20 protein-coding genes are annotated in these 22075 nt (G+C 68.8%); 11 read left to right on the top strand and 9 right to left on the bottom strand.

What is annotated here, in order from left to right; translation table 11 throughout:
- The first annotated feature begins 298 nt into the window (after positions 1 to 298).
- Entirely contained in the window at positions 299 to 844 is a 546-nt protein-coding gene (locus ACQP2X_RS45700) for a GNAT family N-acetyltransferase (RefSeq protein ID WP_498692429.1), read from the top strand.
- A gap of 5 nt (positions 845 to 849) precedes the next feature.
- On the opposite strand, the gene ACQP2X_RS45695 is transcribed toward ACQP2X_RS45700, so the two are convergent.
- Positions 850 to 2589, bottom strand: coding sequence for an acetyl/propionyl/methylcrotonyl-CoA carboxylase subunit alpha (locus ACQP2X_RS45695; protein WP_498692428.1), 1740 nt, complete (start codon positions 2587 to 2589; stop codon positions 850 to 852).
- 34 nt (positions 2590 to 2623) lie between these two features.
- Between ACQP2X_RS45695 and ACQP2X_RS45690 the strand changes: the two genes are divergently transcribed.
- From ACQP2X_RS45690 to ACQP2X_RS45680, 3 genes are read left to right on the top strand one after another with little or no spacing between them, the layout of a single operon-like run.
- The gene (locus ACQP2X_RS45690; RefSeq protein ID WP_498692427.1) at positions 2624 to 3160 is read left to right on the top strand and encodes a PadR family transcriptional regulator; all 537 of its coding nucleotides are present in this window, start codon (positions 2624 to 2626) and stop codon (positions 3158 to 3160) included.
- A gap of 28 nt (positions 3161 to 3188) precedes the next feature.
- Positions 3189 to 4133 (top strand): ATP-binding cassette domain-containing protein, encoded by a 945-nt coding sequence (locus tag ACQP2X_RS45685; RefSeq protein ID WP_498692426.1) that lies wholly within the window; start codon positions 3189 to 3191, stop codon positions 4131 to 4133.
- Between the two features lies 1 nt (position 4134).
- A complete protein-coding gene (locus ACQP2X_RS45680) occupies positions 4135 to 4890 on the top strand; it encodes an ABC transporter permease (RefSeq protein WP_203768556.1) in 756 nt (251 codons plus the stop codon).
- On the opposite strand, the gene ACQP2X_RS45675 is transcribed toward ACQP2X_RS45680, so the two are convergent.
- The 4 genes from ACQP2X_RS45675 to ACQP2X_RS45660 form a co-directional block, all read right to left on the bottom strand.
- Entirely contained in the window at positions 4887 to 5513 is a 627-nt protein-coding gene (locus ACQP2X_RS45675; protein WP_498692425.1) for a Maf family protein, read from the bottom strand. The genes ACQP2X_RS45680 and ACQP2X_RS45675 overlap by 4 nt on opposite strands.
- A 64-nt stretch (positions 5514 to 5577) precedes the next feature.
- On the bottom strand, positions 5578 to 6732 hold the full coding sequence (gene mycP / locus ACQP2X_RS45670) for a type VII secretion-associated serine protease mycosin (protein WP_498692424.1): 1155 nt from the start codon (positions 6730 to 6732) through the stop codon (positions 5578 to 5580).
- Between the two features lie 1424 nt (positions 6733 to 8156).
- Positions 8157 to 8585 carry a hypothetical protein gene (locus tag ACQP2X_RS45665; RefSeq protein ID WP_498692423.1) on the bottom strand — a complete coding sequence of 143 codons (429 nt, stop codon included), beginning with the start codon at positions 8583 to 8585 and terminating at the stop codon, positions 8157 to 8159.
- 104 nt (positions 8586 to 8689) lie between these two features.
- Positions 8690 to 8887 carry an acyl-CoA carboxylase epsilon subunit gene (locus tag ACQP2X_RS45660; protein WP_498692422.1) on the bottom strand — a complete coding sequence of 66 codons (198 nt, stop codon included), beginning with the start codon at positions 8885 to 8887 and terminating at the stop codon, positions 8690 to 8692.
- 101 nt (positions 8888 to 8988) lie between these two features.
- Here ACQP2X_RS45660 and ACQP2X_RS45655 point away from each other — a divergent pair, with 101 nt between their 5' ends.
- The 3 genes from ACQP2X_RS45655 to ACQP2X_RS45645 all read left to right on the top strand — a co-directional run bounded on the left by ACQP2X_RS45655 (position 8989) and on the right by ACQP2X_RS45645 (position 13636).
- Positions 8989 to 12615, top strand: coding sequence for a serine/threonine-protein kinase (locus tag ACQP2X_RS45655; RefSeq protein ID WP_498692421.1), 3627 nt, complete (start codon positions 8989 to 8991; stop codon positions 12613 to 12615).
- Between the two features lie 94 nt (positions 12616 to 12709).
- Positions 12710 to 12880: a hypothetical protein gene (locus tag ACQP2X_RS45650; protein WP_498692420.1), complete on the top strand. Its 171-nt coding sequence runs from the start codon at positions 12710 to 12712 to the stop codon at positions 12878 to 12880.
- A gap of 24 nt (positions 12881 to 12904) precedes the next feature.
- Entirely contained in the window at positions 12905 to 13636 is a 732-nt protein-coding gene (locus ACQP2X_RS45645) for a M50 family metallopeptidase (protein WP_498692419.1), read from the top strand.
- Here the strand turns inward: ACQP2X_RS45645 and ACQP2X_RS45640 are convergent.
- A complete protein-coding gene (locus ACQP2X_RS45640; protein ID WP_498692418.1) occupies positions 13631 to 15199 on the bottom strand; it encodes an acyl-CoA carboxylase subunit beta in 1569 nt (522 codons plus the stop codon). The two genes, ACQP2X_RS45645 and ACQP2X_RS45640, sit on opposite strands and share 6 nt — an antisense overlap.
- Before the next feature lie 119 nt (positions 15200 to 15318).
- On the opposite strand from ACQP2X_RS45640, the gene ACQP2X_RS45635 reads away from it, so the two are divergent.
- Genes ACQP2X_RS45635 through ACQP2X_RS45625 form a run of 3 tightly spaced genes read left to right on the top strand, consistent with a single transcriptional unit; the run spans position 15319 to position 18057 of the window.
- Positions 15319 to 16596 carry a hypothetical protein gene (locus ACQP2X_RS45635; protein WP_498692417.1) on the top strand — a complete coding sequence of 426 codons (1278 nt, stop codon included), beginning with the start codon at positions 15319 to 15321 and terminating at the stop codon, positions 16594 to 16596.
- A gap of 20 nt (positions 16597 to 16616) precedes the next feature.
- A complete protein-coding gene (locus tag ACQP2X_RS45630) occupies positions 16617 to 17471 on the top strand; it encodes a biotin--[acetyl-CoA-carboxylase] ligase (protein ID WP_498701265.1) in 855 nt (284 codons plus the stop codon).
- Positions 17472 to 17475: 4 nt separating this feature from the next.
- The gene (locus ACQP2X_RS45625) at positions 17476 to 18057 is read left to right on the top strand and encodes a PH domain-containing protein (protein WP_498692416.1); all 582 of its coding nucleotides are present in this window, start codon (positions 17476 to 17478) and stop codon (positions 18055 to 18057) included.
- Here the strand turns inward: ACQP2X_RS45625 and ACQP2X_RS45620 are convergent.
- The 3 genes from ACQP2X_RS45620 to ACQP2X_RS45610 are packed head-to-tail and all read right to left on the bottom strand — an operon-like array spanning position 18035 to position 19949.
- Complete coding sequence (locus ACQP2X_RS45620; protein WP_498692415.1) at positions 18035 to 18571, bottom strand: GtrA family protein; 537 nt, start codon at positions 18569 to 18571, stop codon at positions 18035 to 18037. The two genes, ACQP2X_RS45625 and ACQP2X_RS45620, sit on opposite strands and share 23 nt — an antisense overlap.
- Positions 18572 to 18598: 27 nt before the next feature.
- Positions 18599 to 19153 (bottom strand): GtrA family protein, encoded by a 555-nt coding sequence (locus ACQP2X_RS45615; RefSeq protein WP_498692414.1) that lies wholly within the window; start codon positions 19151 to 19153, stop codon positions 18599 to 18601.
- 22 nt (positions 19154 to 19175) lie between these two features.
- A complete protein-coding gene (locus tag ACQP2X_RS45610) occupies positions 19176 to 19949 on the bottom strand; it encodes a sigma-70 family RNA polymerase sigma factor (RefSeq protein WP_498692413.1) in 774 nt (257 codons plus the stop codon).
- 275 nt (positions 19950 to 20224) lie between these two features.
- Here ACQP2X_RS45610 and ACQP2X_RS45605 point away from each other — a divergent pair, with 275 nt between their 5' ends.
- Positions 20225 to 22030, top strand: coding sequence for a phosphoenolpyruvate carboxykinase (GTP) (locus ACQP2X_RS45605; protein ID WP_498701263.1), 1806 nt, complete (start codon positions 20225 to 20227; stop codon positions 22028 to 22030).
- Positions 22031 to 22075 lie beyond the last annotated feature (45 nt).

Genomic DNA, 22075 nt, shown 5'->3' with positions numbered 1-22075 from the left:
AGGCAAGTTTTCCGCTCGGGCTCCTCGGGCGTACCGTGAGGTTGCCGGAACGCCGGGTCCCCCGTTCTCGGTGTGCCGGCCGGCGGGCCGTCGGTAGGTCCCGTACCGGCGGCCCGCCTCCCAGGGCGCATCTGGTGGATCATGCGGGGCTGCGGCGTGGCCCAGCCCGCGCCTGACGGCGGCCGCAGAACACCCGCATACAACACCGGTATGCGGGCGCCCTGCGGCCGACGCCAGCCACGACCTGGACCTCGCCTCGCTCCCGCCTGATCCACCAGATGCGCCCTAGTCTGTGGGGGTGCCCGTTCTCGCCGCTCCCGTCACCGACGTCCACAAGTCCTTTCTGGAGGCCATGGCCGAGTACGAGGCGGAGGGCCGGGGCGCGCCGGGCGACTTCAGCAACATCGGCAGCGACCTCCGTGTGTGGTCGGCCACATGGTCGCAGCCCGCGGCGTTCCACGACTTCGTCGAGGGGCTGCGCGCGCAGGCTCTCGCGGAGACGCCCCGCCCGGCCAGTTTCGTGCCGACCACCGTGTTGTGGTGGATCGAGGGTGTCCAATATCTGGGCCGCCTCAACATCAGGCAGCGGCTCGCTCCGGGCGTGACCGGCCAGCGTAACGGGCATATCGGATATGACGTACGCCCGTCGGCCCGCCGCCAGGGCCACGCCACCGCGATGCTGGCCGCCGCGCTGCCGATCGCGGCATCGCTCGGCCTCGACAAGGTGCTCGTCACCTGCGACGCCGGCAACGAGGCCTCCCGGCGCACCATCGAGCGCAACGGCGGCGTGGCCGACTCGCCGATCGGCGAGAAGCTGCGCTACTGGATCACGACCGCTCGGTGAGCCGGTCAGTCGATGGTGCAGACGACCGCGCCCGCGGTGACCGTCTCGCCGACGGCGAGGGACAGGCCTGACACCGTGCCCGCCTTGTGGGCCTGCAGGGGCTGCTCCATCTTCATGGCCTCGACCACGACGATGACGTCACCTTCGGAGACCGTGTCGCCGTCGGCCACCGCGACCTTGACGATGGTGCCCTGCATGGGCGCGGTCAGGGCGGCGCCGCCGGCCTGGGTGGTCGCTCCGCTGCCGCGCTTCTTGGTGGGCGCCGCTTTCTGCTGAGCCGGACGGCTGGTCAGGAGCTGGGCGGGCAGACGGACCTCGATCCGCTTGCCGCCGACCTCGACCACGACGGTCTCGCGCTCCTGTGGCTCGTCGCCGGTGGCCGGGGTGGTGAACGGCTCGACGCCGCCGGCCCACTCGGTCTCGATCCACCGGGTGTGCACGGTGAACGGCTCGCTCGTGAAGGCCGGGTCGCGCACGACGGCCCGGTGGAACGGCAGCACGGTGGCGATGCCCTCGACCACTGTCTCGTCGAGCACCCGGCGTGAGCGCTCCAGCGCCTCCTCGCGGGTCGCTCCGGTCACGATGATCTTCGCGAGGAGCGAGTCGAAGTTGCCGCCGACGACGCTGCCCTTCTCGACGCCGGCGTCGACGCGGACACCGGGGCCGAGCGGCCACGCCAACTCCACGACCTTGCCCGGCGCCGGGAGGAAGTTGCGACCCGGGTCCTCACCGTTGATCCGGAACTCGATGGCGTGCCCGCGCGGGACCGGATCTTCGGAAATGTCCAAAGTGGCGCCATCAGCGATGCGGAACTGCTCGCGGACGAGGTCGACGCCGGCGGTCTCCTCGCTGACCGGGTGCTCCACCTGGAGGCGGGTGTTGACCTCGAGGAAGGAGATCGTCCCGTCCTGCCCCACGAGATATTCGACGGTGCCCGCGCCGTGATAGCCGGCCTCGCGGCAGATCGCCTTGGCGCTGGAGTGGATCGAGGCGCGCTGCTCGTCGCTCAGGAACGGCGCCGGCGCCTCCTCGACCAGTTTCTGGTGGCGGCGCTGGAGCGAGCAGTCGCGGGTGCCCACCACGATCACGTTGCCGTGGGTGTCGGCCAGGACCTGCGCCTCCACGTGGCGGGGGCGGTCGAGGTAGCGCTCGACGAAGCACTCGCCGCGCCCGAAGGCGGCCACCGCCTCGCGGGTCGCGCTCTCGAACAGCGACGGGATCTCCTCGATCGTCCGCGCCACCTTGAGCCCGCGACCGCCACCGCCGAACGCGGCCTTGATCGCCACCGGCAGACCGTGCTCCTCGGCGAACGCGATGATCTCGTCGGCGCCGGCCACCGGCTCGGGCGTGCCGGGCACGAGCGGGGCGCCCGCCCGCTGCGCGATGTGCCGGGCCGTGACCTTGTCGCCCAGATCGCGGATCGCCTGCGGGGTGGGGCCGATCCAGGTGAGGCCGGCGTCGATCACCGCCTGGGCGAACTCGGCGTTCTCGCTGAGAAACCCATAGCCCGGGTGTACGGCGTCGGCACCGGCCCGCTCGGCGATCTCGATCAGCTTGTCGACCCGCAGATAAGTATCGGCGGCAGTCTCTCCACCCAGCGCGTACGCCTCGTCGGCGAGCCGGGCCGGTAATCCGTCCCGATCACTGTCGGCGTAGACGGCGACGCTGGTCAGCCCGGCGTCCTGACAGGCCCGGATGACCCGGACGGCGATCTCGCCCCGGTTGGCGATCAATACCTTGCGCACGGGCTGAGCCTAGCGGCACTTTTATGCTGATGAGGTGTCCGCTACGCGCATGATGATTCTCGGCCTGGTCCAGTGGATGCAGCCGGTGCACGGTTACGACGTCCGCCGCGAGCTCCTGAGCTGGAGTGCCGACAAGTGGGCCAACGTTCAGCCCGGGTCGATCTACCACGCCCTGCGCAAGATGACCGAGGAAGGCTTGCTCCGCGAGGTGGTGACGGAGCAGGTGGGCGCGCGGCCGGCCCGTACGACGTACGAAATGACCGAAAAAGGCGAAGCCGAATTCCAGGCACTTCTGCGCAAGGAGTGGTGGAACCTCGCGCAGATGACCGACCCCTTCATGGCGGCCTTCTCGTTCCTGCCGGCGCTGCCGCCGGAGGAGGCGGCCGCCGCGCTGCGCAACCGGGCGACCCAGCTCCGCTCGGCGGTCCAGCAGCTCGAAGCGGCCATGGCGGCCGACTGGGCCGACAAGAAGCCGATCCACGTGGGCTGGATGTGGGAGCGCAGCGTCGTCATGTGGGAGGCCGAGATCGCCTGGTGCGAGCGAACGGCCTCTTTAATCAAATTTGACTAGTAAAACTTGATCGTCGTACGCTGCCCGCATGATAGAGACTCGCGGGTTGCGCAAGTCGTTCATCTCGCGCCAGGGGCGCGACAAGAAGACCGTCGAGGCCGTCCGCGGCGTCGACCTGGAGGTGGCCGAGGGCGAGATCTTCGGCTTCCTCGGCCCGAACGGGGCCGGCAAGACCACCACCCTGCGGATGCTGGCCACACTCATCGAGCCCGACGGCGGCACGGCCACGATCGCCGGCGCCGACCTGCTCGCCGACCCCGGCGAGGTCCGCCGCCGCATCGGCTACGTCGCGCAGGGCGGCAGCACCTGGGACGACTCGACCGCCCGCGAAGAGCTCGTGTTGCAGGCCCGGCTCTACGGCATCGGCAAAGCCGATGCTCTGCGCCGGGCCGAGCGGGTGCTCGAGGGCTTTCAATTGACCGGGTACGCCGACAGGAAGTGCAAGACGTACTCGGGCGGCCAGCGCCGGCGCGTCGACATCGCGCTCGGCATCATCCACGAGCCCAAGGTCGTCTTCCTGGACGAGCCGACGACAGGGCTGGACCCGCAGAGCCGGGCCCACATGTGGGACGAGATCCGACGGCTGCGCGCGGAGGGCATGACCGTCTTCATCACGACCCACTACCTCGACGAGGCCGACGCGCTCTGCGACCGGATCTCCATCATGGACAACGGCGAGATCGTCGCCTCGGGCACGCCGGCCGGCCTGAAAAGGGAGATCTCCGGCGACGTGGTCCGGGTCGGCCTGCCGGTGGACGCGGTGGCGGCCGCGGCGCAGGCGCTGACCTCGTACAAGCTGGAGACGTACGAGGACAACGTGCGCCTCTACGTGGAGGACGGCGCCGTGGCGATCCCGCAGATCCTGCGCGCCCTCGACGCCGCGTCGGTTCCGCTGGGCACTATCGAACTGCATCGCCCCAGCCTCGACGACGTGTTCCTGACCAAGACCGGCCGATCGCTGCGGGAGAGCTGACATGAAACTGCTGCGCGACACATCGCTGATCTTCAACCGGCAGATGCAGCTCCTCCTGCGCAACCCGGTCTGGATCTTCGTGGGCGTCTTCCAGCCGGTCATGTACCTGCTGCTGTTCGCGCCCCTGCTGAAGCCGGCCCTGCAGGTGGGGTCGAACGCGGAGGCGTACGAAATCTTCGTCCCCGGCCTGCTGGTCCTGCTGGCGATCTTCGGGGGCCTGTTCCAGGGCTTCGGCCTGATCGCCGAACTGCGCGCGGGCGTGATCGAGAGGTCCCGGGTGACACCGGTGAGCCGCCTGGCCCTGCTGCTGGGCCGCTCGCTGCGCGACGTGGTGTCGCTGATCGCCCAAGCCGTGATCATCACGCTGCTCGCGCTGGTCTTCGACCTGCGGGTGTTCCTGGGCAACCTGCTGTTGGCGTACCTGATGCTGGCCTTGATCTCGTTGATGACCTCGGCCCTGAGCTACGGGGTGGCCCTGGTGGTGAAGAGCGAGGACGCGCTGGCGCCGCTGATGAACACGGTGGCCCAGCCGGTGCTGCTGCTGAGCGGCATCCTGCTGCCGTTGACGTACGCGCCGGGTTGGCTCCAGGGCATAGCCGACTGGAACCCGTTCTCGTGGGCGGTGAACGGCACGAGGGCCCTGTTCCGGGGCGATCTGGGCGCGCCGGACGTGTGGCAGGGCCTGCTCATCATGGCCGTGCTGGCGGTGGCGGCGGTGGCGTGGGCGGCCAGGGAGTTCGCCCGGAGCGTCCGCTAGTCGCCCTTGTTCCACAAGGCGATGATCGGAACACCCATGTCGGCGAGGAGCGTGCGGAGCAGCGGAAGCGAAAGCCCGATGACGTTACCCGGATCCCCTTCGATCCGGTCGACGAAGGCTCCGCCGCGCCCGTCGAGGGTGAAGGACCCGGCGACATGGAGAGGTTCCCCGCTGGCGACGTAGGCCTCGATCTCGGCATCACTGATGTCAGCGAAATGCACGGTGGTGGTGCCGACGGCCTCGGCCTGCTTGCCGGTGACAAGGCTGGTCAGATGGTGCCCGGTGTGCAGAACACCGGACCGCCCGCGCATGCGAAGCCACCGTTTGGTGGCTTCGTCGGCGTTGGCCGGCTTCCCGAAGATCTCACCTTCGAAGGCCAGAACAGAGTCACACCCGAGCACGACAACACCGGGGTCGGCGTTGAGTTGGGCGGCGATGGTCCGAGCCTTCATACGGGCAAGGGCCAAGCAGAGCGAGGAGGCATCCTCGGCCTCCACGACAGACTCGTCCACCCCACTGACCATCACATCGGCTTCAATGCCGGCCGCCGCAAGAAGTTGCCGCCGAGCCGGACTGGCCGACGCCAAAATCAGCCGATACGCGATGTCCTGTTCCTTCTGCACGCCCCGAGGCTACAAGTCAAACACCCACGAAAGCAGCACACCTCACGGCGTTTCCCCTAGAGACCTAGACGCCGCCAGCCCCACCGTCACCGCGTCGCCGCCGAAGAAGAACGAAGAGCAGAGCACCCCCAAGAGCCACGACAGCGGCAATCCCGCCGTAGACAAGCCCGCTCCCACTCCCAGCTTCGTCAGCCTGTGGTTGAGCGGCCTCCACGGCACTAGTCGCAGGCCCAGGCCCAGTCGTAACGGTGGCCGGAGCCGAGGTCGTGGGCGACGCCGAGGCCTCACCTTCAAGGGGCGGCACGTCAGCGGTAAGAGCCTTCACCAGATTGAGCCGCCCAAAGCCGCACTCGTTGTCCCGCCCGGGCGCCCCAATATCATCGGCCGTGGCAGTAATTCGATGAACAACTTCTTCAGCCGAGAGCTGAGGAAATTTGGCTCGAACGAGTGCAGTTGCTCCCGATACGACGGCAGTTGCTGCTGAAGTTCCACTCGTATCGACGTACTTTCCCTGCGTTTGTGTGGTGGTGATGCCATCGCCTGGCGCGCATATTTGAACCCTAGGGCCGGTGATTGAAAAAGGCGCGTGCTTTCCGTTGCGATCGACTGCTCCTACAGTTAAGACGCCGGCGATTGCCGCTGGATAGGCCATGATGGCTTGCTTGCTCTTGTTCCCCGCGCCGGCAACGACGACTATATCGTCAGCCAGTGCGGCGCTCACGGCGTCGGCTAGGTCGAATGCCGGTCCCGTTTCGGCGGATACATTGATGACCTTGGCTCCATTTTGCATCGCCCACTTGACGCCCTTTGTCATGGTCGCTGCAGGCATGCTGTTGCCTCGGTTTGTAATCTTCACCGGCAGGATTTTTGAGGACGGGGCTATGCCCAGAATTCCGTCGTCACCTCTGCCGTGGGCGGCAATGATGCCGGCCATGCCGGTCCCGTGGCCGTCTTGATCCGTGCGTCCATCGCCCTCTCTCGATGCGAGATTGACGCCGGCTTTGAGGTTGCGCCGGAGATCGGCGTGTGGATAGACGCCAGTATCAATGACAGCAACGGAAATCCCCAATCCTTTGGAGATTGTATGCGCCTTGGAGATGTTTAGGCTTTTCAGATACCACTGGTCGCTGCGGAAGCTGTCCGCCTCTGCGGGGTTCGCCGGAAGCATCAAGAATGTTGCGGCAGCGATGATTCCGATCGCGCCGTACTTTGATCGCATGGCCTACTCGAGTCCTATCGCTGGCCCCGGGTCGATTTTCCGTTCACGTGGAGGCATCACTATAGGGTCGACGCCTTGTGCTGTAGCCCAAGGGTTGTCGGGATCCCAGCGGGTTTCCTCAGAGTCGCTACGTCGAGCCGTAACGCGCCCACCGGTCTGGCTATATGGACCGCCGATAGTTCCCGACTGCCCGGCGGATGGAATGCCTCGATTGCCTAATCCGTTGGCTCCGGCAGTCCCATTTGGGCCGCCAATTATCCCACCGATTGGATTCACTCGCGTGGGCCCTGACCGCAGTCCACCCGGCTGACCCATGCCAATGGCGGGGGAACTGCCGATCAGCCCGCCAGGTGGCATCGCGTGGAGACCGCCCGTTCCGTTGGAATTCGGGCGGGCAAGGCCTTCGCGCGGCAAATTGGTACCACGGGCGGGGCCGGTGCCCGTGGGCGGAATGACCGACGTTCCCCCCGGAGTGAAGGGTGTGCCAGCTACCGGAGCGAGGAGGCCGGGCGGGGTGCCTGGTCCAGGTGGGTTGTTCGGAAGGAGCGAAGGAGACGGACTGGTGATCGAGGGAGGGGAAGCCTGAGGGCTTGTTCCGCCAAGAATAAGTCCGGGCTGTTGACCGAGGCTCGGAGAAGTGGCTGCAGGCGGCGTTAATCCTGGTGACGTAAGTCCGGGTGGAGGTGGCCCGATTGGCGATGGGGCAGTTGTCGGAAATGTGATCGAGGGTCGCGAGGATCTAGAGGATTCTCCGTCACTCCCGAACACCGGCGTTAGCGGAGGGATTGGCGGAGCCGTGTACGCGTTTCCGTCATTGACGGAAGTAGTTTCATCGATTTTATTCGAAGGCTGATATAGCTTGGGTGTTCTGATGCTGACCTGGGCTAGCGCCAAGTCGCTGCTTACGGTGCTCAAGAGGGCGGCTGCCTTCTGGCGCAACTCCTCCTGTCGGCCGTCTGCTACCGGGGGCTTTTCCGTGGAGGTCACGCCTGGGTCGGCTTTTTGGGCCTGCAGCTGCTGCGCGTTGAACGTGGTCATCAGCTGCGAGTTGTTCGTGTACTCGTCGTAGATTGCCTGGATGTCTTTCTGGGCCAGGCTGATCGACAACGTGGCTGAGGCGAAAGCGTCGTGGTTGGCGATGGCTGCCTCGTACGTGTCGTCCAAGTTTTGGATCAGCTCGTCCAGGCGGGTCAGGTAGGCGAACGCTGCCTCGTTCTTCTCGGGGGGCCAGACCGCCGCCAAGTTGTCTCGGTAGTTCTGGACCTGCCAGCGATGTTCCGTGATGAGGTCGGCTGACTGCTTCCAGCCTGTCAGCAGCTCGTAGTGGGCCGCCGTGTCGGGCTGTTGGATCAGCTTCTGCATGTCGTCGACGGTCATCGCGTACCAGTTGGTGCCGCCTCCGCCTCCGCCGTCCGCCACCAGCATCAGAGGTCTCCCTCGACTGTTGTGGTCTCCGGTATGCCGTACTTGTCGAAGGCCTTTGCCACGTCGGTGACCTTGGCGTGGGAGAAGCCGTCCGAGCCGGCGTACTTCTTGCTGATGTCAGCCGCGGCCGAGGCGAAGCCCTGGGTGCCGTTCGCGTAGTTGTACACGTTCTGATGGGTTACGTCCTGCGCCTCCCGGTGGGCCGTCAGGAACGAGGCCAGCTCGGCGAACGTGAAGTTGAGTGGTGACAACGGGGTGCCCATCGAGGCCGAGACGCTCTCGAGATGGGGGGCGTAGCTGTCCTTGACGTTGGCGGCCAGCTTGGCGGCGAACTGTTCCATCGCCTGGATGTCGGCCTCGATCTGGCCGAAGTCCGTCGTGCCGTAGTCGCGCAGCCACGCGGGGCCCAGATCCTCCTCAGGAATCATCGCCATCCTCCCCCGAAGATCGGAACAAAACCGGACCAGCGTGGGTGAGCGTAGTCGGTTGTCGCCAGCCTCGGGGGAGCCTGTGGACAGTGACGGGTGATGATCTAGCGGGGTTGCGCCGAGGCGCGCCACGAGGCCGGGCGCATCGATGGTCGTGCGGACCGGGCCCAGGCCGAAGAGGTGATCTTCGGCTGCTCCCCATCCACCGCACTGGATGCCGCGGCCAGTACGGTGACCAGCGCGGCCAGCTCAAGATCGGTCGGTTCGCCGCGCACGACGCTGACCAGCGGTTCCGTATCCATCGACCGAGCGTACGACGTGAACAGGGAGATCCGGTGACACGTATCCCACACTCGGCTGATCGATTCGCTGTCGCTCGACAGCACCGGGTATTTTCTCCGTGATGTCTTCCTCGCCCCCGCTCATCGTCGCAGACCGTTACCGGCTCGTCGCGCCGCTCGGTCAGGGCGGCATGGGCCGCGTCTGGCGGGCGACAGACGTCGTCCTGCACCGGGACGTGGCCATCAAAGAGCTCGTCCCGCCGCCCGGTCTGACGCCCGGCGAGCGGCAGGAGATGCGTGAGCGGTCGCTGCGCGAGGCGCGCGCGATCGCCCGGCTCAACAACATCAACGTGGTCCGCGTCTTCGACGTGCTGCGCACCGACGCCGATCCGTGGATCGTCATGGAGTACGTCCCCTCGCGCTCCCTGCAGGACACGCTGGCCGCCGAGGGGCCCTTCAACTCGGTCCGGGCCGCCGAGATGGGCCTGGGCGTGCTCAACGCGCTGCGCGCCGCCCACCGGGCCGGCGTCGTGCACCGCGACGTCAAGCCGGGCAACGTCCTGATCGGCGCCGACGGCCGGGTCGTGCTCACCGACTTCGGCCTGGCCACCGTTCCGGGCGACCCCAACGTCACCCGTACCGGACTGGTGCTCGGCTCACCGGCGTACATCGCTCCCGAGCGTGCCCGCGACGGCTCGGCCGGCCCCGCCGCCGATCTCTGGTCGCTCGGCGCCACGCTCTACGCCGCCGTCGAGGGCGCCTCGCCGTTCGCCCGCCCGTCGGCGATCGCGACGCTGGCCGCGCTCGCCACCGAAAACCCGCCTCCGGCCCGCAACGCCGGCCCGCTGAAGCCCGTGCTCAACGGCCTGCTGCGCAAGGACCCGGCGCACCGCATCAACGCCGAGGAAGCGGAACGCCTGCTGCTGCGCGCCGCCGGTCGCCGCGGCAAGCTGACCTTCCCGATGAGCCCGACCATGCGCCGCCCCGGTGTCGGCCGCGACCGCACCGGCATGCCGAACACCGGCGCCACGCCCGTCGTGCCCGGCCCTCGCCCACCGGTCCGCCCGACCAACCCGCCCCCGCAGCCTCCAGTGGTGAGTGGCCGTCCGGCGGCCGGCGACGGCCGGCCGCCGATCTTTACCCCGGGCAAGGCCACTGTGGGCCGCCCGGCCGCCGAGACCCCGACACGTGTCGATCGCCCCGCCGCCAAGCAACCGCCGCGCACCGACCCTCCCAAGACCGACAAGCCGCGCATCGACGCCACCCGCGTCGACGGCCCTCCGGTCCGGGACGACAAGACCGCTTTCATCAGTACGCGTCGTGGACCGGCCCCCGACACCGCGCGCCCCGACACCGCGCGCCCCGACACCGCGCGCCCCGATCCCACCAACGGCGCCCCGCCGCGCACGACCCGCGCCGGGCACGCCGGTTTCACCGCGGCCGACGTCGCCGCCGCCCGCCGGGGCAAGCCCGCCGCTCCGGCCAACGACGCCACCACAGTGGTCCCCAAGCCGATGCCGGCCGACGCGACCACGGTGATGCCGCGCGTGGGCAAGCCGGCCGACGCCACCACGGTGGTTCCGCCACCGAAGACGCCGATCGACGCCACGACCGTGGTTCCCGCGCCGAAGCCCTCGATCGACGCGACAACGGTGGTCCCTCCACCCAAGAAGCCGGTCAAGGCCCCCGCGAAGAGGACACCCCCAATTTCCGCGTACGCCGGAAAAGCGGTGACCGAGAAGCCCGAGCCGCAGACGAAGGCCCCGGCAGTACCCCCGACCGATGACGATAAGTCCGTTAAATCGGGCGGCGCGTCGAGTGGGTCCGAGGCATCGCCGAGCGCATCCGGGGTCACAGAGAGCAAGTCCAAGGCCGCGTCGAGTACGCCCAAGGCCGCCCCGAGCGCCGCTGCGGCAGCCGCTGCAACGAGCACGTCCGAGGCCGCCCCGGGCGCACCCTCGGCCGCGGCTGCGCTCAGCACGTCCGAGGCCACGAGCACATCCGAGGCGAGCCCGTCCGGGGCTGCGACCAAGTCCGGTACTGCGAGCTCGTCCGAGGCTGGGACCACGTCCGGGACTGTGGGCTCGTCCGGGGCTGGGACCACGTCCGGGACTGTGGGCTCGTCCGAGGTTGCGACCGCGTCCGGGGCTGCGACCACGAGCACGTCCGAGTCCGGGCTGAGCACGCCTGATAACACTGGCAACACGCCCGAGGCCGCGAGCGCATCCGAGGCGGGTTCCGGATCGGGCGCCGACGGCAAGCCGAACGCTGACGCCGGCCGGGCGTCCACGCCCTCGACGGAGGTCGTTGCGGCAGCCGCTGAAGCCCCGTCGGCCGACGAGGACCCGACGGCGTCCGAGGCGGTGTCGTCCGAGCGGAAGACGGCCGAAGAGAAGCCAGCGGCCCAAGCGGAGCCAGCGGCCGAAGAGAAGACGACAGACGAGGAAAAGTCGGCAGCTGAGGTGAAGCCGGCCGGTGAGACGTCCGCGCCGCCGGGCAAAACCGAGGCCGCGGCACCCCAGGCAGACGCCGACGCCGCGGTCGGAAGCACCGAGGCCGCCGGCGCGGCCACCTCCAGCCCCGAGGCCGGTGGCCCCACTTCGGAAGCACCGTCCTCAGCGGCGCCCACCTCAGGCGCGCCCGCAGCGGACACCCCCGCGTCCGCCAGCCCGACGCCTGCGAGCCCCGCGCCCGGAAGCTCGACGTCGGCAAGCTCGACGCCCGCGAGCCCCGCGTCTGAGAGCTCCAAGCCCGGAAACCCCGCTCCTCGCGGTTCGGCGCCGGAGGCCGTGGCGACTGGCGAAGCGGCAACACCGTCGGCTGAAAAGGCGGAGGCTGCGCAAGCTTCGCTCGCCGAGCAGAAGGCCCGGCGGCAGGTCCCGTCCGACGATCAGAACGCCACCAAACTGGTCGCCGATCTGGGTGGTTCTGACAAGACGGCGGTCGCCGGGATGATTCCGCCCCGGCGGAAGAGCTCCGACATTCCGGCCGTGCCCGGTGTCAACCGGTCGAACCGTCCGGCTTGGACGCCCATGCCGGTCACGCCGTCGTACTCGAGCAGTCCTGGCGTCACCGTCTTCGGCACCCGCCTCACCTATCGCCAGGCTGCCATCGGCTTCGGCGTGGTGCTGCTCATTGTCGTACTCGTCGTCGTGCTTGTCGTTCAGGCCTTCGGCGACGACAACGACGGGAACACCGACGCGAACGCGGTCACCCCCACCACCTCCGCCGGCGCCGCCCCGCCGGGGTCGGCGCCCGCGAGCGGCGCCGCCAAGCCCACCACCAAGGCGCCGACCACGCCGGCCGCGAACGCGCTGCCCGCCGGCTGGACGCTGTTCACCGACCCGACCGGCTTCAAGATCCCGCGGCCGGCGAACGCCTCGCGCAAGGTCACCAGCAACGGCACCGAGTTCAAGTGGAACAACCGGCTGCTGATCGTGTCGCAGACGACCAGCCCCGAGCCCGACGCCTACGAGGACTGGGTCGAGCAGGAGAAGGACCGCGCCAACACCATCTACAAGTACGACAAGGTCCGCATCGACCGGGTGACCGGCTACTTCAAGAACGCCGCCGACTGGGAGTACTACTACACGACCAGCACCAACAACCGGCAGCGTGTGGTCAAGCGCAACATCGTCGTCAACGACCACCAGGCGTACTCGCTGAACTGGTATGTCAGCCCCGAGGACTGGGACGCGTCGCAGGCCGACCTCAAGGCCATCTACGCGGGGTTCAAGTCGAAGGCGTGATTCCCCGGATGAATGGGTAGTTCACGTCGTATCACCGAGGAGGTGCGACATGAACTGCCGACGGTACGGCAGTAAGCCCACCCTAGGACTCTGGGTGCTGATCGGGTTCGCGGATCTCGTTGTGCTGACCGTGACCATCGGCCCGCTCGCCATGTTCGCCATCATCGCCCTGCTGGCGGTCTTCGCCGGCGGCATCTACGCCGCCCGCACGCTCACCAAGCCTTCCGAAGCCCCCGCCAAGGCGGTACTGCGACGTCGCGCATAGCGTGATCGGCTACAGTTCGGCGCTGTGTCGATCGAAGGCGTGACTGACTTCTGGGACAAGCTGCTCGGCGCCCAACCGGACCCGCCCGGTCTGCTGGTGCTGCTCACCGCGCTGGCCGGCCTGCTGGCCGTGTCGTTCCGTCCGGTGTGGCGGATCGCCCGTAATGCCGTGACGATCGCGCACGAGGGCGGTCACGCGTTGTTCGCGCTGCTGACCGGCCGTCGCCTGCGCGGCATCCGGCTGGAGTTCGACACGTCGGGCCTGACGCTCTCGTCGGGCCGCCCGACCGGCCCGGGCATGATGCTCACGCTGCTCGGCGGCTACATCGCGCCGTCGCTGGTCGGCGTGCTCGGCGCGTGGCTGCTCGGCGGCAACCGGATCACGCTGCTGCTGTGGCTGGCCGTGCTCCTGCTGCTGCTCATGCTGATCAACATCAGGAACCTGTTCGGCGTGGTCTCCCTGGTGGTGACGGGCGCGATCGTCTTCGTCGTCTCCTGGTACGCCACGCCCCAGGTGCAGGCCGCGTTCGCCTACGCCGGCGTCTGGTTCCTGCTCTTCGGAGGCGTACGTCCCGTCTTCGAGCTCCAGAGTCTGCGCCGCCGGGGCCGCATGCCCGAGTCGGACGCCGACCAGCTGGCCCACGTCACGCACGTGCCCGCCATCTTCTGGGTCGGCGTCTTCCTGGTGGTCAACGTGGCCGCCCTGGTCGTGGGCGCGTTCATGCTCGCCGGCCAGTGGCTCCCGTCCGGCTCATAGCGGAATGTTGCCGTGCTTCTTCGGCGGCAACGTCTCCCGCTTCGTGCGCAGCATGCGCAGCGCCTGAATGATCTGCGCCCGCGTCTCCGACGGCTGAATGACCGCGTCGACGTAGCCTCGCTCGGCCGCGATGTACGGGTTGGCCAGGGTGTCCTCGTACTCCTGAACGCGCGCCGCTCGATTTTCCACAGGCTCGTTCCGGTAGAGGATGTTCACCGCGCCCTGGGCGCCCATCACCGCGATCTGCGCGGTCGGCCACGCGAAGTTCATGTCGGCGCCGAGGTGCTTGGAGCCCATCACGTCGTACGCGCCGCCGTAGGCCTTGCGGGTGATCACCGTGATCTTCGGGACGGTGGCCTCGGCGTACGCGTAAATCAGCTTTGCCCCTCGCCGGATGATGCCGTCCCACTCCTGCGTCGTGCCCGGCAGGAAGCCCGGCACGTCGACCAGGGTGAGCACCGGAATGTTGAAGGCGTCGCACGTCCGGACGAAACGGGCCGCCTTCTCCGAGGCCGCGATGTCGAGCGTTCCCGCGAAGTGGGTGGGCTGGTTCGCGACCACGCCGACCGGGCGGCCCTCGACGCGGCCGAAGCCGACCACGATGTTCTGCGCGTAGAGCGGCTGCACTTCGAGGAAATCGTCGACGACGGTCTCGACGACCTTCTTGATGTCGTACGGCTGATTGGCCGAATCCGGGATCAAGGTGTCCAGGGCCAGGTCGTCGTCGGACGGCGACAGGTCGGCCGGCATCTCGAACACGGCCGGCTCGTCGAGGTTGTTCGACGGCAGGTAGGACAGCAGCGCCCGCACGTAGTCGATCGCGTCGTCCTCGTCGGAGGCCAGGTAGTGGGCGTTGCCGCTGCGGGTGTTGTGGGTGCGGGCGCCACCCAACTCCTCCATCGCGACCTCTTCGCCGGTCACCGTCTTGATCACGTCGGGGCCGGTGATGAACATGTGTGAGGTCTGGTCGACCATCACGGTGAAGTCGGTGATGGCGGGGGAGTAGACCGCGCCGCCCGCGCACGGGCCCATGATCAGGGAGATCTGCGGGATGACGCCGCTGGCCCGCACGTTGCGGAAGAAGATGTCGGCGTAGAGGCCGAGCGCGACCACGCCCTCCTGGATGCGGGCGCCGCCGGAGTCGTTGATCCCGATGATCGGGCAGCCGGTCCTCATGGCCAGGTCGAGCACCTTGACGATCTTCTCGCCGAAGACCTCGCCCAGCGATCCGCCGAAGACGGTGAAGTCCTGCGAGAAGACGCAGACCTGCCGGCCGTCGACGGTGCCGTAGCCGGTGACCACCCCATCGCCGTACGGGCGGTTCTTCTCCAGCCCGAAGTTGGTCGAGCGGTGCCGGGCGAGCGCGTCGAGCTCGACGAAGGAGCCCTCGTCGAGCAGCATGGCGATCCGCTCGCGGGCCGTCTTCTTGCCCCGGGCGTGCTGCTTCTCGACGGCACGCTCACTTCCGGCGTGCACGGCCTCGTCCGTACGGCGGGTGAGGTCGCCGATCTTTCCGGCAGTGGTGTGGATGTCGGCCTGGGCCGTGTCCGGCTGCGTCGTCACAGTGGTGCCTCACGCTCTCCGCGAAGGGTGGAAACAGCGGACTTGATCGTAGTGCGAGATCGGTTCGCGCGCCGCTACGGGTGCGTTTCGCACTCAATGCCCCATTCGTTACCCCTCACGTGACGAACTGGATGACCGCGGCCGGGATCGCCCTCATCGCCGGCGGCATCGCCACTCTGATCTGTTTCCGCAGCGTGCTGTTCCGTGTCGGCGGCCGGCGGGCGGGCCGGAGGGCGGTCCGCGAGGCCACGCGCACCGCGGTCCTGGAGGCCGAGGCTCAGGGCCACCGGGGCCGGGGAAGCCGCCGTCGCGGCCGCCCGGCAGCACCGGAGGACGAGGAGCGCGGCGGCTTGGCGATGATCGGCTTGGCCGCCGACGAGGACCCGGAGACCCCGGAGACTCACCCCAGGCGCCGGCGTCGCCGTCAGAGCTTGCCGCCGTACGCCGATGAGCGCGCCCAAGCGCAGGAGGACGCGTTCGCCGTCCCCGAGGCGCCCTTGGACTTGGACGGCGAGTTGGCGTCGGAGCGTGCCCTCGATCCCGAGAGCGACCCGGAGTGGCAACCCGACCCGGGCCGGAAGCGCACCCTCGGACTCCAGCGCGACCCGAGGCGGAAGCGCGAGCCGAGGCGGGATCGCGAGCCGGGACCAGACCGCGAGGGGGAGCCGGAGAACTTCGGGCTGGACCGGGAGCCGGGCCCCGGGTTCGAGCTGGACGGGGAGTCAGGCCCCGGGTTCGAGCTGGACGGGGAGTCAGGCCCCGGGTTCGAGCTGGACGGGGAGCCGGACCGGGAGTTCGCGCTGGATGAGGAGCCGCGCCGGCGGGATCTCGATCGGGAGCTGAGCTCGGAGGCCGAGCCGGCGGCAGCCGTGGAGGAGCCGGCGCCCACGCCGATGTCGGCAGGTCGTCTCGGACACCGGGTCGAGGGCTGGGTCCGGCCCGAATATCGGCAGACCCGCGACGAGCTGCCCTCCGGTGAATACTGGACGCCCATCCCGGTCGAGCTCGACGCCGACCACGAGCCCTCGGCCAAGGGTTACGGCTGGCCGGTCGCCGTCGAGCGCCTTCCCCCGGTCCCCGATTATGAGCCGGCTACCGGTTTCGACCTCACCCCGGTCCACGAGCCGACCGAGGTGGTGCCCACCTGGCCGCCCGGCGACGACGGCGAGCGCCCCGGCCGGATCCGCCTGCCCCGCAGCTGGCAGTCCCGCAACGACAAGCGCCGGGCCGCCCGCGAGCACCCACCGGCCCGCGAGTGGCGCCCGGAGAACGAGGCCCCACCCGCCGAGCGCCGCCCCCGCCCGCGCCCTCGGCCCCGCCCGGCCGAGGCGCCCCCGCCGCCATCCCACCCGAGCCGCGTCTACGTGAGCCGCCACGCCGCCGACCCACCCCAGTGAGCAGCGCGGACTAGGCTCGGCTGATGTCTTCGCCGTTTACCGATCTCGACCGTCCTCCGCTGTCGCCGCGGGCGCTGGAGCGGGCGCTCGTGACACCCGGCGGCTTCTGGCGGCGGCTTGATCTGCGGGCCGAGACAGCCTCCACCAACGCCGACGCCATCGCCGCCGCTCAAGGCGGTGAAGCCGAAGGGCTCGTGGTGGTGGCCGAGAGCCAGACCGCCGGTCGCGGGCGCCGTGATCGGCAGTGGACCTCGCCGCCCCGGGCCGGGCTGACCTTGAGCGTGTTGCTGCGTCCGGGCGTACGGAATGAGGAAAAAGGCTGGCCCGCCGTGCCGCCCGGCGCCCTCGGGTGGTTGCCCCTGCTGGCCGGGGTCGCCCTGTGCGAGGCCGTGACCCGGGTGTCCGAGGTCGAGGCCGCGCTGAAGTGGCCGAACGATCTGCTCGTGGGCGGCGGCAAGTGTGCCGGCATTCTGGCCGAGGCCTCCGGCGACGCCGTCGTGGTCGGCATCGGCCTCAATGTGAGCACCCGCGCCGAGGAGCTGCCGGAGACGAACGGGCTGCCCGCCACCTCACTACGCGTGGCCGGTGCTCCCGTCACCGACCGTGACCCTCTGTTGCGGGCGACACTGCGCGGCATCGCCTCCTGGTACGAAGGGTGGCGTGGCGCCGACGGCGACGCCGAGATGTCCGGGCTGCTCGCGGCGTACCGGCGCCGCTGCGCCACTATCGGCCGGCAGGTTCGCGTGCTGCTTCCGGCCGGTGGTCCTCTCGAGGGCGAGGCCACCTCGGTCGACGCCGACGGCCGTCTGGTCGTCCGTACGGCGGATGGCGCCGATGTTCGCGTCTCGGCGGGTGACGTGCTCCACGTACGCTGACCGCGTGGCGTTCCCGGAGGAAGTTCTGGCCGAGGAGGAGGAGCTCGTCCTCCACCTGCGTCCGCATTGGAAGTCGGCGATCCGGCCCGGCCTGATCGTGCTGCTCGCGGTGGTCGTGAGCACCGTGGCCTGGGTGATGCTGCCGACCAACGAGGGCGGCCGCATCGGCTTCGCCGTGGTCGCGCTGATCATGCTTTACCAGGGTGTCCGTTATGGGGTGACGCCGCTGGTGAAGTGGCGGTGCACCCACTACGTGCTGACCGACGAGCGGATCCTTCTCCAGGACGGTGTGATCGCCCGGGAGCGGCGCGACCTGCCGCTCAACCGGATCAACGACCACGTGGTCACCCAGTCGGTGCTCGACCGGGTCTTCGGGTCGGGGACGTTGAAGGTCGACTCGATCGGGGAGCAGGCCGTCCTGCTGGCCGCTGTCCCGCGGGCCCAGAGCGTGCAGACGCTGCTCTACGAACTGATCGAGCAGGACCGCGTGCGGCATCCGGAGGACGAGGAGGACGAGGCCGAGCCGGAACCGGAGCTGCCGGTGCAGCAGCGGCGCGGCCTGTTCAGGAGACAGGCGAAGAACTAGCCTTCGGCTCGTCCTCGGTGCTCAGCTCGGCCAGGCCGGCCGCCGCGTCGAGGTCGGCCAGCTCGCCCTCGTGACCGTCGACCGGGGGCTTGAGGAAGACGAAGGTTCGGTACGCCCAGAAGCGGAAGACCGTGGCGATCACGATGCCGAGCAGGGTGACGGCCATGAACTCGTACTTGTTGTGCTCCTCGGTCAGCCCGAAGCCGTACTTGCCGATGGCGATCGTCCCGGACTGGATGACCATGCCGACCAGGTTGAAGCCGAAGAACAGCGTGTACTCACGGCGGAGCGCGGTGCGCGTGTGGTGACGGTACGTCCAGTAGCGGTTGGCGAAATACGCCAGCGTGGTGGTGATGATCGTGCCGACGACGCTGGCCTTGACCGCGCCGATCGGCAGCAGGGCCCAGGTGATGGCCAGGTAGAGCAGGGTGTTACCGGCGCCGATGACACCGAACGCGATGGCTTCGGGGGCGAGACGGCGCAGGTGTGACGTCAGCGAACTGACTGAAGGCATTGGGCAACCTTACGGGAGAGTGGGCTGTTACGCCGTGTCACGAACGGGGGATGCAGGCGGCGTCACAGCCGCCCGGCTGTCGTGAGGGGGTGGCGGGCCCGGCGGGGTCGCATCAGGTGTCGCTGCCGAGGGGAAGACGAACCGGCGGTACGACCAGAAACGGAACAGCGTGCCGACAGCGGTGCCGAACAGTTGTCCCGAGATGTTGTCCGCGAGCGTGGTCTGGAAGACCGGCCAGATGCTGCCCAGGCCGTAGTGGCTGATGGCCAAGCAGGCCAGCCCGATGCCCAGGCCGATGGCGTTGAGCACGAAGAACATCGTGTATTGCCGGGCCATGTTGGCGTGGGCCGCGTGCCGCCAGGTCCAGAACCGGTTGCCGGTGAACGCGACGGTGGTCGCCAGCACGGTCGAGATGGTCTTGGCGAACAGCGTTTCTACGCCGGCCTGGAGCAACACGTTGAAGATGGCGAGGTCGATCGCGAAGGAGATGCTCCCCACCGTGCCGAACTTGCCGAGCTCGCGGACGAGTCCCCGCATCCTTACGCGCAGGCCGGAGGGCTGCGTCGGCGAGATGTCGGGCACGGTCCGAGAGTACCGGGGGCGGTCACGCCCCGCTGTTTTCGTTGGCGAGTCTTAACCCGCGCTGCTGGTACGGAGGGTGCATGTCGCTGATCTCGGCGATCTCGGCCACCCGCTCCCGGCAGCCGGCGCACCAGCCCAGATGCAGGCGCATGCGGTTGCTGTCGCGCGGGGCGAGACGCCCGCGCAGGTGGACGCCGAGGCGTTCACCGGCCCATCGGCACTCCGGGTGCTTGGCCACCGCCACGTGCTGCTGGAGATAGTTGCTGCGCAGGCCCTCGCGGGCGCGGTGGGCGAGCACGGCCACGGCGTTGGGGGTCATGCCGAGCATCCCGGCCACCTCGGAGGGGGTGTTGCCCTCGACCGCGGTCTGCCACAGCACGTCGCGCCAGCGCTCCGGCAGCTGCCGGAACGCCGCGGCGGCGTACGCCCGCTCCAGCCGGTCCAGCGCCGGGTCGGTGTACGGCTGGCCCTCGTCGTAGCGGGTGAGGTCGTCGGTGAACTCCAGCCGCCGGTCTCGGCGGGCCCGGTGGTAGCAGACGTGCCGCATGGTAGTGGCGAGGTAGGCGCGGAAGGCGACCAGCGGCCCCCGGCCGGCCCGCAGGGCGGCGAAGACCTTGGCGAACGTCTCGGCGACGAGGTCGTCGGCGTCGGCCGGGTCGCGGGTGAGCCCGTACGCCAGGTGCCGGGCCGCGGCGTGGTGCCGTTCGTAGAGCGTCCCGTACGCCGCGGTGTCCCCTTCACGGACCGCCGCCAGTAGTTCGGTGTCCGTGTCGGTTGGACTGCCCGGGATGGTCATTCCTGCCTCCTAGGAGAGGAAAGCCCGATTACCCAAGCTTAGGGGGTTAAGTCCGTTTTGTGAAAGTCGCCGAACGGCGGGGCGCAACCCCGGCCGTTCCGGGGATGTTGCGCGGAACTGCGCTCAACGACGAAGAATCGAACGTCTGCAAGCAAAGATGCCGAGGATTGTGCGGTTCTCCACAGCTTCTCCCGATGAAGACAACGTTGAACGCCCTTAGGCTTCGGTAACTCCCCAAGACTGCAAGTGGTCCTGGTCAACGCCGACCGAAGGAGATCACCGTGCCCCCTACTTCTCATCCCCGGCTTCTCGCCTGGATCGAGGAAGTAACCGCCCTGACCACTCCCGACCGCGTCGTCTGGTGCGACGGCTCGGAGCAGGAGTGGCGAAATCTCACCGATGCCCTGGTCGAATCGGGTTCGCTCGTACGGCTCGACCCCGCGAGGAAGCCGAACTCGTTCTGGGCGCGCACCGACCCCGGTGACGTCGCCCGCGTCGAGGAGCGCACCTTCATCTGCTCGGCCGACGAGGCCGACGCCGGCCCCACCAACAACTGGATGGCGCCGGCCGAGATGAAGACGACCATGACGGAGCTGTACCGGGGCTGCATGAGGGGCCGGACCATGTACGTGGTCCCGTTCTGCATGGGACCGCTCGACGCTCCGAACCCGATGTTCGGGGTGGAGCTGACCGACAGCCCGTACGTCGTGGCCAGCATGCGCATCATGACCCGGATGGGCTCCGGCGTTCTCGAGGCCATGGGTGACGACGCCGACTTCGTGCCCGCGCTGCACTCGGTCGGCGCGCCGCTCGCGCCGGGGGAGCAGGACGTCCCCTGGCCGTGCAACGAGACGAAGTACATCTCCCACTTCCCGGAGACCCGCGAGATCTGGTCGTTCGGCTCCGGATACGGCGGCAACTCGCTGCTCGGCAAGAAGTGCTACGCGCTGCGCATCGCCAGCGTGGCCGCCCGTGACGAGGGCTGGCTGGCCGAGCACATGCTGATCATGAAGTTGACCTCGCCCGAGGGCCAGGTCCGCTACATCGCCGGCGCCTTCCCCTCGGCCTGCGGCAAGACGAACCTGGCCATGCTCGAGCCGACGCTGCCCGGCTGGAAGGTCGAGACCGTCGGCGACGACATCGCCTGGATGCGGTTCGGCGAGGACGGCCGGCTGTGGGCCACCAACCCCGAGTTCGGTCTGTTCGGCGTCGCCCCCGGCACCGATTTCCACACCAACCCCAACGCGATGCGCACGCTCGCCCGGGGCAACTCCGTCTTCACCAATGTCGCCCTCACCGACGACGGCGACATCTGGTGGGAGGGCATGGGTGAGCCGCCGGCCCACCTGACCGACTGGAAGAACCAGGACTGGACCCCGGACTCGGAAAACCCTTCGAGCCACCCCAACAGCCGATTCTGTACGCCCATCGAGCAGTGCCCGATCCTCGCCGACGAATACCACGATCCGCGTGGCGTGCCGATCGACGCGATCCTGTTCGGTGGCCGCCGCCGGACCACGGTCCCGCTGGTCACCGAGGCCCGGGACTGGGTGCACGGCGTCTATCTGGGCGCGACCCTCTCGTCGGAGACCACCGCGGCCGCGGTCGGCCAGGTCGGCGTGGTCCGCCGCGACCCGATGGCCATGCTGCCGTTCATCGGCTACCACGCCGGTGACTACTTCCAGCACTGGATCGACATGGCCAAGGGCGCCTCGGGTGACGCGGCCAAGCTGCCCAAGGTCTTCTACGTCAACTGGTTCCGCCGGGGTGATGACGGTCGTTTCCTGTGGCCGGGCTTCGGCGAGAACAGCCGCGTCCTGAAGTGGGTCGTCGAGCGTCTCGACGGCCAGGGCGAGGCGGTCGAGACGGCGATCGGCCACGTGCCGACCCCGGACGGCCTCGACCTGACCGGCCTCGACATCGACCCCGGCGACCTGGCGGCCGTGCTCCGCGTCGACCGCGACGAGTGGCTGGCCGAGATCCCCCAGGTCACCGAGTGGTTCACGAAGTTCGGCGACAAGCTCCCGGCCGTCCTCTGGTCCGAACTGGACGCGTTGCGCGCCCGTCTGTCCGACGCGTGACGTCCCGCGCCCGTCTCATCCTCGCGTGAGGCGGGCGCGCTCCGG

It is taken from the genome of Actinoplanes sp. CA-131856 (assembly GCF_050956135.1).
Taxonomy (GTDB): domain Bacteria; phylum Actinomycetota; class Actinomycetes; order Mycobacteriales; family Micromonosporaceae; genus Actinoplanes.
The sequence above is the reverse complement of the archived record's forward strand: the minus strand, read 5'-3'. Positions and strand labels throughout refer to the sequence as shown.